This is a genomic window from Pararhodobacter sp. (assembly GCF_036802785.1).
Classification (GTDB): Bacteria; Pseudomonadota; Alphaproteobacteria; order Rhodobacterales; family Rhodobacteraceae; genus Pararhodobacter.
This window is the reverse complement of the sequence record NZ_DAIRVN010000108.1, coordinates 1-10,589: the sequence shown is the minus strand read 5'-3', so window position 1 is coordinate 10,589 and position 10,589 is coordinate 1. Positions and strand designations below refer to the sequence as shown.

Sequence of the window (10,589 nt, the reverse complement as noted above, 5' to 3'; positions counted from 1 at the left end):
CTGGCGGGTGGGCGGGGTGGCGGTCCCGAGGGGAGCGCAGACCCGGGCGGGGGGCGCCGGGGGTCAAAGGCCCCCGGCGCCCCCCCGCCAACCCGCCCGAAAAGAAAAAGGGGCGGCCAAGATGGCCACCCCCCTGATCGTATTGGCCTGATGGCCGGGATTACATCATCCCGCCCATGCCGCCCATGTCGGGCATGCCGCCACCGGAGCCGCCCTGGCCCTTCGGCTCGGGCTTGTCGGCGATCATCGCCTCGGTGGTAACCAGCAGACCGGCAACCGATGCTGCATCTTCCAGCGCGGTGCGGACAACCTTTGCCGGGTCGATCACGCCGAACTTGAACATGTCGCCATATTCTTCGGTCTGGGCGTTGAAGCCAAAGGTCACGTCGTTCGATTCGCGGACCTTGCCAGCCACGACAGCGCCATCGACGCCGGCGTTTTCAGCGATCTGCCGCATCGGGGCTTCCAGCGCGCGGCGCACGATGGCGATACCCGCGTCCTGGTCGCTGTTCGCGCCTTTCAGGCCCTCAAGCTTCTTGCCAGCCTGAACCAGCGCCACGCCACCGCCGACAACGATGCCTTCCTGAACGGCAGCACGGGTCGCGTTCAGCGCGTCATCAACGCGGTCCTTGCGCTCTTTGACTTCGATTTCCGACATGCCGCCGACACGGATGACCGCAACGCCGCCAGCCAGCTTGGCCAGACGCTCCTGCAGTTTTTCCTTGTCGTAGTCCGAGGTGGTTTCCTCGATCTGCTGACGGATCTGGGCCACGCGGGCTTCGATCTCGGATTTCTCGCCCGAGCCGTCAACAATGGTCGTGTTGTCCTTGTTGATCGACACTTTCTTGGCGCGGCCGAGCATGTCGATGGTGACATTCTCCAGCTTCATGCCCAGATCGTCGCTGATCACCTGACCGCCGGTCAGAATGGCGATGTCCTGCAGCATGGCCTTGCGGCGGTCGCCGAAGCCCGGTGCCTTGACAGCGGCAATCTTCAGGCCGCCGCGCAGCTTGTTGACCACCAGCGTGGCCAGTGCCTCGCCTTCGACGTCTTCAGAGATGATCAGCAGCGGCTTTTGCGACTGGATCACCGATTCCAGCAGCGGAACCATGGGCTGCAGCGACGACAGCTTTTTCTCGTGCAGCAGGATATAGACGTCTTCCAGCTCGGCGATCATCTTGTCCGGGTTGGTGACGAAATAGGGCGACAGGTAGCCGCGGTCGAACTGCATGCCTTCGACGACCTCAACCTCGGTCTCCATGCCCTTGTTCTCTTCGACGGTGATGACACCCTCGTTGCCGACTTTCTGCATGGCGTCAGCGATCTGACGGCCGATCGTTGCTTCGCCATTGGCCGAAATGGTGCCGACCTGCGCAACTTCGTCGCTGTCCTTGACCGGACGCGAGGCAGCCTTGATCGCCTCGACGACCTTGGTGGTGGCAAGGTCGATGCCGCGCTTCAGGTCCATCGGGTTCATGCCGGCGGCGACAGCTTTCATGCCCTCGCGGACAATGGCCTGGGCCAGAACGGTGGCGGTGGTGGTGCCGTCGCCTGCTTCGTCATTGGTGCGGCTGGCGACTTCTTTCACCATCTGCGCGCCCATGTTCTCGAACTTGTCGGAAAGCTCGATCTCCTTGGCGACGGTAACGCCGTCCTTGGTGATGCGCGGGGCGCCGAACGACTTGTCGATGACCACGTTGCGGCCTTTGGGGCCCAGCGTGACTTTTACCGCATCGGCAAGGATGTTGACGCCGCGCAGCATGCGGTCACGGGCATCGGTGTTGAATTTGACTTCTTTGGCAGCCATGAGGGGTGCTCCTGAAATATGTAGTTAAGGGTCAGTGCGATCAGCAGGAAGCAGTCACTCGACGATGCCGAGGATATCGCTTTCCTTCATGATCAGCAGTTCTTCGCCGTTGATCGTCACTTCGGTGCCCGACCATTTGCCGAACAGAATGCGGTCGCCGGCCTTGACCGAGGGTGCGATCAGCTCGCCCGAATCCTTGCGCGCGCCTTCGCCTACCGAGACGATCTCGCCTTCGGCGGGCTTTTCTTTGGCGGTGTCGGGGATGATCAGGCCGCCCTTGGTCTTGTCTTCGCCTTGAACGCGACGGACCAGCACACGGTCATGAAGGGGTTTGAATGCCATCTGAGAACACTCCTTAGGTTCCAGGTTGATACTTTTAGCACTCGCCTTCGGTGAGTGCCAACAGCGCTGTATCTAGGGGAGCCGCGCGGCGCTGTCAACTCCCCGGACGGGCGAAGGGCGCTGGATTGGCACACTGTCGCGCAGACCAGACGGCGCGGCCCGGCAGCGGGCGCGAAGGGGGGCTTTCCGCCCCCCGCCGCCGCTGGCGCGGCGACTCCCCCCGAGGATATTTTTGAACAGGTGAGGGGGCGGATTTTCCGGCAATATATGAAGATAAAGTAAATCCCGCATCGCAAGGCGTTGATTTCATACGCTTCCGGCCAGTTACCCTGCCGTTGCCCTGCCCCTGCCCGCGCAGGCGCACCCAGCAGGCGTGACAAGCCCCGTCGCACCGCCTATAACCCGCGCGATTCCTCAACACAGGCTCAGCATTGCCCATGACCACGCTCGTTTTCGGCCACAAGGCCCCCGATACCGATTCCACCGGCTCGCCCCTCATCTGGGCATGGTACCTGAACGAGGTACGGGGCGTGCCTGCGCGCGCGGTGCTGCTGGGTGAGCCAAACACCGAGGCGGCCTTTGTGCTGAAACGCTGGAGCGTTGAGTGCCCGGAGATCATCACCGATGTCGAACCCGGCACCAAGGTGGTGATCGTCGACACCAACAACCCGTCAGAGCTGCCGCCCTCGATCGGCAAGGCCGATATCCAGGCGATCATCGACCATCACAAGCTGACCGGCGGGCTGGAAACGACACTGCCCATCGACATCACCATCCGCCCGCTGGCCTGCACCGCCACGCTGATGCATGATCTGATGGGCGCGGATGCGGCAAAGATGCCGGACACCATCAAAGCGCTGATGCTGTCGTGCATCCTGTCGGACACGCTGGAATTCCGCTCACCCACCACCACCGACCATGACCGCGCCGTGGCTGAGAAGCTGGCGCGCGATCTGGGCATCGCGATCCCCGATTACGCCGCCGAGATGTTCGCGGCCAAGTCCGATGTCTCGGCCTTTTCGGATGCGCAGCTGCTGCGCATGGACAGCAAGGAATACTCGGTCGCGGGCAAGGAGCTGCGGGTTTCGGTGCTGGAAACCACCGCGCCCAAGGTGGTGCTGGACCGCAAGGCAAGCCTGATGGCCGCGATGGAAACGGTTGCGAAAGAGGATGGCGCCGATCAGGTGCTGCTTTTCGTGGTCGATATCCTGCGCGAGGAGGCCACGCTGCTGGTGCCCAACGATCTGGTGAAAGCCATGGCTGAGAAAAGCTTTGGCGTCAGCGTCACCGGCGACACCGTGGTGCTGCCGGGGGTGATGAGCCGCAAGAAGCAGATCATCCCCGCCCTGAGCCTCTGAACATCAAGACCCTCTGACCCGGAGGCGCCCGGCGCATGACCGAGATCATCGAAACGCTCGCCGGAATCGGTGCGCAATATGACGTGCTCTATTGTGACCTCTGGGGCTGTCTGCACGACGGCCGCGCCCTCTATCCTGAGGCCGTGGCCGCCCTGCAGGGCTTTCGCCGGGGCGGCGGCACTGTCGTTCTGATGACCAACGCGCCGCGCACCCGCCACGCGGTTGAGCGGCGGCTGGTGCGCATGGGCCTGCCGCGCGATGCCTGGGATGTCATCGTCTCGTCGGGTGATGCCACGCAGGAGGCGATGCTGATGGGCGCGGCGGGGCGCAGGCTGTGGCATCTGGGACCGGAGAAGGACGAAGACCTGTTCACCGAAATCCCCGAGGCACTGGCCGGCCAGCCCCCCCTCCTCCGCGTGCCGTTTGATGAGGCGGAGGGGATCATCTGCACCGGCCCGTTCGATGATTGCGCCGACACGCCTGAGGATTACCGCGGCCGCTTCCTGTCCGCCAAGGTGCGCGGGCTGACGATGCTGAGCGCCAACCCCGATATCGTGGTTGATGTGGGCGAGACGCGCATCTACTGCGCGGGCGCCCTGGCGCAGCTTTACGCCGATATGGGCGGCGCGGTGATGTCGTTCGGCAAGCCACACCCGCCGATCTATGATCTGGCGCGGCGGCGGCTGGCGGCGATGGGCATCAGCTATGACAACGATCAGGTGCTGGCCGTGGGCGACGGTATCCTGACCGATATCGCCGGTGCGCAGGCTGAGGGGATCGACGCGCTTTTTGTCACCGGCGGGCTGGAGGCAAGCCGCTTCGGCCCCGATGTCCAGGCACCGGAAGCCGCGCCGCTGCTGGCATGGCTGACCGGCCAGACCCGCACACCGCGCTATGCGATGGGGCGGTTGCGCTGACGACGCCGCAATAAAATTGCCACAACAGCGCGCATTTTGCACGTTCATTACCCGCGCGCCTTGCATCTGCGCCCGGCGCGCGCTACGCTGCGCCGCAGTATATGCCCGACCCGGTATCCGCCGGGCCAGCCACCGGAACCGCCGATGACCGCCCCAAAGCCCGGAGCACCCGCCATGCTTGACACGCGACCCAAGGACAATCTGCCCCGCGGCACGATCTGTATCGAGGATCTGGAAGTGGGCATGGCGCGCCATCTGCGCAAGACCATCACCGACCGCGATATCGCGCTGTTCGCCGAGGTCTCGACCGATCATAACCCGGTGCATCTGGACGATGAATACGCGCAGGACACCATTTTCGAGGGCCGCATCGCCCATGGCATGCTCACCGCCGGACTGATTTCAGCGGTGATCGGTGAGCAACTGCCGGGCCATGGCACCATCTACATGGGCCAGTCGCTCAAATTCCTCGCGCCCGTGCGCCCCGGCGACACAGTGCTGGCCGAAGTGGTGGTGCGGGAGATCGATTATGCCAAGCGCCGGGTGACCCTTGATTGTCGCTGTTCGGTGGGCGATACCACGGTCCTGAAAGGCGAGGCGCTGGTTCTGGCGCCCAGCCGCAAGTTCGACTGAGGCGGGCCCCATCCCGCCCTGAAACAAGGGGCCGGGCGGGGCACGAATGCAGATCATAACCCACTGGAAAGACATTGATCCGGGCTGTCACGGGGCCTCGGCCGCGATGGGCAATTTCGACGGTGTGCACCGCGGCCATCAGGCTGTGATCGACCATGCCCGCCGCCCCGGCCTGCCGCTGGGTGTGGTCACGTTTGAACCCCATCCGCGCGAATTCTTTGCCCCCGATGCGCCGCCCTTCCGGCTGATGAACGCCGAAAGCCGCCGCAACCGGCTGGAGCGGCTGGGCGTGGACTGCCTGTTTCAGCTACCCTTCAACGCCGAGCTTTCCGGCCTCTCGCCCGAAGATTTCGCGCGCGATGTGCTGGCCGGGGGGCCGGGTGGCGGGCTGGCACTGCGCCATGTCGTGGTGGGCGCGGATTTCTGTTTCGGCAAGCGCCGGGCGGGCACGGCAGAGATGCTGCGCGATTTCGGCGCACGTTTCGGGTTCGAGGTGACGATCCTGCCGCTGATCGGCAGCGAGGCCGGGGCGTTTTCCTCCACCGCGATCCGTCAGGCGCTCAGCGAGGGCCGCCCGGAGGATGCCGCGCGCATGCTGGGCCATCGCCACCGGATCGACGGCGCGGTTCAGCACGGCGAGAAGCGCGGGCGCGAACTGGGCTACCCCACCGCGAATATGGCGCTGGACGGGCTGCACCTGCCCCGCTTCGGGGTTTACGCGGTCAGGGTTCAAGTGCTCTCGGGGCCGCAGGCGGGGTCTTACGACGGGGTTGCCTCGTTGGGGGTGCGGCCGATGTTTGGCGAGAATACGCCCAACCTTGAGGTGCATCTCTTTGATTTCAAAGGTGATCTCTATGGTATCCACCTGTCGGTCGCACTGGTGGATTACCTGCGCGGCGAAGAGAAATTCGACACGCTGGCGGCGCTGATCGCGCAGATGGATGCCGACAGCGCCCGCGCCCGCAGCATTCTGGCGGATCGCTGATGCGCCCCCGTTACTGGGAAAGCGTCCCGCTTAACCGCATGACGGGCGAGGAATGGGAAGCCTTGTGCGACGGCTGCGGCAAATGCTGTCTGAACAAGCTGGAGGATGCCGATACCGGCGAGGTGTTCTTCACCAACATCGCCTGTCGCCTGCTGGATGACAGCACCTGCCGCTGCGGCAATTACGCGATCCGCAAAAGCCTTGTGCCCGAATGCGTGATGCTGACACCGGGCACGATCAAGGATGTCGCCTATTGGCTGCCGAAAACCTGCGCCTACCGTGTTCTGCATGAGGGGCGCAGGCTGGCGGACTGGCACCCGCTGATCTCGGGCGACCCGGATACGGTGCACAGCGCCGGGATCTCGGTTCAGGGGCGCACGCTGCCGGAATACGAAATCCCGGAAGAAGACTGGGAAGACCATATCATCGAAGAGGAAATCTGATGTTCTTTGCCTCGGACAATAGCTCGGGCGTGCCCGCCGCCATTCTGGAGGCGCTGGCGCGCGCCAATGACGGTTTCGCCCCCGGCTACGGGGCGGATGCGATCATGGAGCGGGTCCGCGCCCGCATCCGCGCGATCTTCGAGGCACCTGAGGCCGCTGTCCATCTGGTCGCCACCGGCACCGCCGCGAATGCGCTGTCGCTGGCCACCTTCTGCCCGCCGTGGGGCGCGGTCTATTGCCACCGCGTTGCCCATATCGAAGAGGATGAATGCGGCGCGCCAGAGTTTTATACCGGCGGAGCCAAACTGGTTCTGATGGGTGGAGAGCATGGCAAGATCGACCCGCAAGAGCTTGACATAAAGCTGAAAAATGCCGCTCGGGTGGGGGTTCACAATGTCCAGAAGGGCATGCTGAGCCTGACCAACCTGACCGAATGCGGCAGCCGCTATTCGGTGGCCGAGATCCGCGCACTGACCGCCATCGCCAAAGCGCATGACCTGCCCGTCCATCTGGACGGCGCGCGCTTCACCAATGCGCTGGTGGCCGAGGGCTGCACCCCCGCCGAAATGACCTGGAAAGCCGGGGTTGATGTGCTGTCGTTCGGCGGCACCAAGAACGGGTTGATGGGGGTTGAGGCCGTGGTGATCTTTGACCCGGCCAAAGCCTGGGAATTTGAGCTGCGGCGCAAGCGCGGCGGGCATCTGTTCTCCAAGCACCGCTTCCTGTCGGCGCAGATGGAAGCCTGGCTGGAGGGTGATCTGTGGCTGACACTGGCGCGCCACGCCAATGCCATGGCCGCGCGGCTGGAAACCGGGCTGATCGCCCTGCCGGACACCGCGCTGTTGCATCCGCGTGGCGGCAACATGCTGTTCCCCGCCCTGCCCCGCAGCGCCCATCGCCGCGCGCACAAGGCCGGTGCCGCCTATTACTTCTGGCCCCATGACCGGTCGCTGGAGGGGGATGATTCCGAGGCGCTGAGCGCACGGCTCGTGGCCTCATGGTCAACGACCGAGGCGCAGGTGGACGCATTTCTGGCGCTTGTCGCCCCGCAATAGTTACTGCGCGCTCAGCAGCCACACGGCATCGCGCTGAACCCTGTAAATCGCCCAGATCACCGCCAGCGCCAGCAGTTGCACGGCGATGATGCCATTGAGCTGCTGGCGGAACGGCTCTGTCCTGATCTTGTGGCGCAGCAAAAGCTGCGCCAGCTTTGCCCCCAGCCCGCCACCCAGAAAGGCAATCGCCAGCAGCCGGTCCTCGGAGATCCGCCGCCGCCCGGCGATGGCCGCGCGCTTGTCATGCCAGAAGGCCCACCAGGCCAGCCCGTTGGCAACCGTCAGGCAGATCAGAAGGAGAATGCCGAAGCGCATGCTGAAAATCCTGTATCGGTGAAGCATGAATTATGACGGCGCCGGGCGATTGGCAATCTGCGGTTTCGTCAGCCTCTCGCCGGCACCCGCAGGTTAGCGCCAACGCCCGGCCAGGCGCCCCGCCGGGTTAGCGCAAACAACAGGTCGCGACCCGAGGTTTGCGCTAACGTCTTGCATAAATTCGATTTTCGCCCTTTCTTAGCCATGATGCCACGGCTATACGCAGGGTATTACCGCGCGCGCCTGCCGGCTGCCCTGCGGATGACCCCATCACGGCTTGCGGAGGCTGGATCATGACCATCACCATCGGCATAAACGGATTCGGGCGCATCGGCCGCTGCACGCTCGCCCATATCGCGGAAAGCGCGCGCAACGATGTCGAGGTGGTCGCGATCAATGCCACCGGCCCTATCGAGACCAATGCGCATCTGCTGAAATACGACAGCGTGCACGGCCGCTTCCCCGGCCAGATCCGGGTTGAGGGCGATACGCTTGATCTGGGTCGCGGCCCGATCAAGGTGTTCTCGACCTATGACCCCGAAGAGCTGGACTGGTCCGGCGTCGATGTCGTGCTGGAATGCACCGGGCAGTTCAACGACCGTGACAAGGCCGCCGTCCACCTGACGCGCGGCGCCAAGCGGGTGCTCGTTTCCGCCCCGGCCAAACGCGCCGACAAGACCATTGTTTATGGCGTGAACCACCGCGCCCTGCTGCCTGAGCATCTGGTGGTGTCGAACGGCTCCTGCACCACCAATTGTCTGGCGCCGCTGGCCAAGGTGCTCAATGACGCCATCGGCATCGAATCCGGCATCATGACCACGATCCATTCCTATACCGGCGACCAGCCCACGCTGGACCGCCGCCACAAAGACCTCTACCGCGCCCGCGCCGCCGCCATGGCGATGATCCCCACCTCCACCGGCGCCGCCAAGGCACTGGGCGAAGTGCTGCCGGAACTGGCGGGCAAGCTGGACGGCACGGCAATGCGGGTGCCCACGCCCAATGTCTCGGCGGTGGACCTGACCTTTCTTGCGGGCAAGGATGTCACGGTTGATGATGTCAACGAGGTGGTGCGCAAGGCCGCAGGCGGCGCGATGGGCTCGGTTCTGGCCTATGATCCTGAACCCAAGGTCTCCATCGACTTCAACCACACTACCCATTCCTCGATTTTCGCCCCGGACCAGACCAAGGTTGTCGGCAAGCGCATGGTGCGGGTGCTGGCCTGGTATGACAACGAATGGGGCTTTTCCTGCCGCATGGCCGATGTCGCCGCCGCGATGGGCCGGCTGCACTGATCTGACCGCCATCGCGCCCCTGCACGGGCCATCAAAGGCGCCTTCGGGCGCCTTTTTGCTTTGCGCACGCGGCTGCGCGATGCATTTCCGGTGCGTGAAAGGGCGAACATCTTTGCGTGACCCGCCCCCCGCCCAACGCGAAATCTGCGGTTCCGGCTTGAAAAATGGCGCGAAAAGGGGTTTGTTAGCGGTAACTTTCGCATGACACCCTGACAACCGAACGGAGCCCCAATGACAACCCGTCTTGCCATCAACGGTTTTGGCCGTATCGGCCGGCTGATCCTGCGCGCATTGATCGAGCAGGACCGCCGCGATCTTGAGATTGTCGCCATCAACGACCTTGGCCCGGTGGAGAGCAGCGCCCATCTGCTGCGCTTCGATTCCGTGCATGGCCGCTTTCCCGGCACCATCACCACCAACGGCCCGTCAATGGATGCCGGTCACGGGCCGATCCGCGTCACCGCCGAGCGGGACCCGGCGCGGCTGGACTGGTCGGATATCGATCTGGTGCTCGAATGCACCGGCATCTTCAAGGATGCCGAAGCCGCCCGCGTTCATCTGGACCGGGGCGCGGCGCGGGTTCTGGTCTCGGCCCCGGCCAGTGGCGCCGACCGGACCATCGTCTACGGCGTCAACCATGACAGCCTGCGCCCCGAAGACAGGATCATCTCCAACGCCAGCTGCACCACCAACTGCCTCGCGCCGGTGGCGCAGGTGCTGCATCAGGCGGTGGGCATCACGCGCGGCTTCATGACCACGGTGCATTCCTATACCGGCGATCAGCCGACACTGGACCGCCAGCATTCTGACCTCTACCGCGCCCGCGCCGCCGCGCTGAGCATGATCCCCACCAGCACAGGTGCGGCCAAGGCCGTGGGGCTGGTGCTGCCGGAACTGGCGGGCAAGCTGGATGGCGTGGCGCTCAGGGTGCCCACGCCCAATGTCTCGGCGATCGACCTGACCTTTGACGCGGCGCGCGCCACCTCGGTCGCGGAAATCAACGCAGCCATCACCGAGGCCGCAGCGGGCCGCCTCAAGGGCATCCTGACCACGACTGACCAACCCAATGTCAGCGCCGATTTCAACCATGACCCGCATTCCTCCGTCTTCCATCTGGATCAGACGCGGGTGATGGAGGGGCAGCTGGTGCGCGTGCTGGCGTGGTATGACAACGAATGGGCCTATGCCGCGCGCATGCTCGACACCGCCGGTGCCATCGGGCGGCTGGGGTAAACGGCACCGCGCGCGCCGTCGCCCTTTCCTTCATCTTGCCACAAATACGTCCGCTGAAGTACGCCTGTGGGCGGACGCAGGCCGGCGGGGGCAGCCACCCCCGGCGGGCCGAGCCCCCTCGATGGGGGCGAGGCCCGCGCGCCCGGCCGCGGGGGGCCCCCGCCGGGCCGCGGGGGGGGGGGGGGGGGGGGGGGGGGGGGGGCGGG

At 64.8% G+C, this 10,589-nt stretch carries 11 protein-coding genes; 8 read left to right on the top strand and 3 right to left on the bottom strand.

Annotated elements, in window-relative coordinates:
- Window positions 1-160: 160 nt before the first annotated feature.
- Both groL and V7Q53_RS22300 read right to left on the bottom strand, forming a co-directional pair.
- Entirely contained in the window at window positions 161-1,807 is a 1,647-nt protein-coding gene (groL, locus tag V7Q53_RS22305; RefSeq protein WP_333831122.1) for a chaperonin GroEL, read from the bottom strand.
- 54 nt (window positions 1,808-1,861) lie between these two features.
- Window positions 1,862-2,149 carry a co-chaperone GroES gene (locus V7Q53_RS22300; protein WP_333831121.1) on the bottom strand — a complete coding sequence of 96 codons (288 nt, stop codon included), beginning with the start codon at window positions 2,147-2,149 and terminating at the stop codon, window positions 1,862-1,864.
- A 437-nt stretch (window positions 2,150-2,586) separates the two neighbouring features.
- Here V7Q53_RS22300 and V7Q53_RS22295 point away from each other — a divergent pair, with 437 nt between their 5' ends.
- The 6 genes from V7Q53_RS22295 to V7Q53_RS22270 all read left to right on the top strand — a co-directional run bounded on the left by V7Q53_RS22295 (window position 2,587) and on the right by V7Q53_RS22270 (window position 7,540).
- A complete protein-coding gene (locus V7Q53_RS22295) occupies window positions 2,587-3,507 on the top strand; it encodes a manganese-dependent inorganic pyrophosphatase (RefSeq protein ID WP_333831119.1) in 921 nt (306 codons plus the stop codon).
- 35 nt (window positions 3,508-3,542) lie between these two features.
- The gene (locus V7Q53_RS22290; RefSeq protein WP_333831117.1) at window positions 3,543-4,424 is read left to right on the top strand and encodes a TIGR01459 family HAD-type hydrolase; all 882 of its coding nucleotides are present in this window, start codon (window positions 3,543-3,545) and stop codon (window positions 4,422-4,424) included.
- Between the two features lie 174 nt (window positions 4,425-4,598).
- Complete coding sequence (locus tag V7Q53_RS22285; protein ID WP_333831115.1) at window positions 4,599-5,057, top strand: MaoC family dehydratase; 459 nt, start codon at window positions 4,599-4,601, stop codon at window positions 5,055-5,057.
- Between the two features lie 46 nt (window positions 5,058-5,103).
- On the top strand, window positions 5,104-6,042 hold the full coding sequence (locus V7Q53_RS22280; protein WP_333831113.1) for a bifunctional riboflavin kinase/FAD synthetase: 939 nt from the start codon (window positions 5,104-5,106) through the stop codon (window positions 6,040-6,042).
- A complete protein-coding gene (locus V7Q53_RS22275) occupies window positions 6,042-6,485 on the top strand; it encodes a YcgN family cysteine cluster protein (protein WP_333831111.1) in 444 nt (147 codons plus the stop codon). The genes V7Q53_RS22280 and V7Q53_RS22275 overlap by 1 nt, the downstream gene beginning before the upstream one ends.
- On the top strand, window positions 6,485-7,540 hold the full coding sequence (locus V7Q53_RS22270; protein ID WP_333831108.1) for a threonine aldolase family protein: 1,056 nt from the start codon (window positions 6,485-6,487) through the stop codon (window positions 7,538-7,540). Before V7Q53_RS22275 ends, V7Q53_RS22270 begins: the two co-directional genes overlap by 1 nt.
- On the opposite strand, the gene V7Q53_RS22265 is transcribed toward V7Q53_RS22270, so the two are convergent.
- Window positions 7,541-7,855 (bottom strand): DUF1294 domain-containing protein, encoded by a 315-nt coding sequence (locus V7Q53_RS22265; RefSeq protein WP_333831106.1) that lies wholly within the window; start codon window positions 7,853-7,855, stop codon window positions 7,541-7,543.
- Between the two features lie 293 nt (window positions 7,856-8,148).
- Here V7Q53_RS22265 and gap (V7Q53_RS22260) point away from each other — a divergent pair, with 293 nt between their 5' ends.
- Window positions 8,149-9,150 carry a type I glyceraldehyde-3-phosphate dehydrogenase gene (gene gap, locus V7Q53_RS22260; RefSeq protein ID WP_333831105.1) on the top strand — a complete coding sequence of 334 codons (1,002 nt, stop codon included), beginning with the start codon at window positions 8,149-8,151 and terminating at the stop codon, window positions 9,148-9,150.
- Between the two features lie 231 nt (window positions 9,151-9,381).
- A complete protein-coding gene (gap, locus tag V7Q53_RS22255) occupies window positions 9,382-10,383 on the top strand; it encodes a type I glyceraldehyde-3-phosphate dehydrogenase (protein ID WP_333831104.1) in 1,002 nt (333 codons plus the stop codon).
- Window positions 10,384-10,589 lie beyond the last annotated feature (206 nt).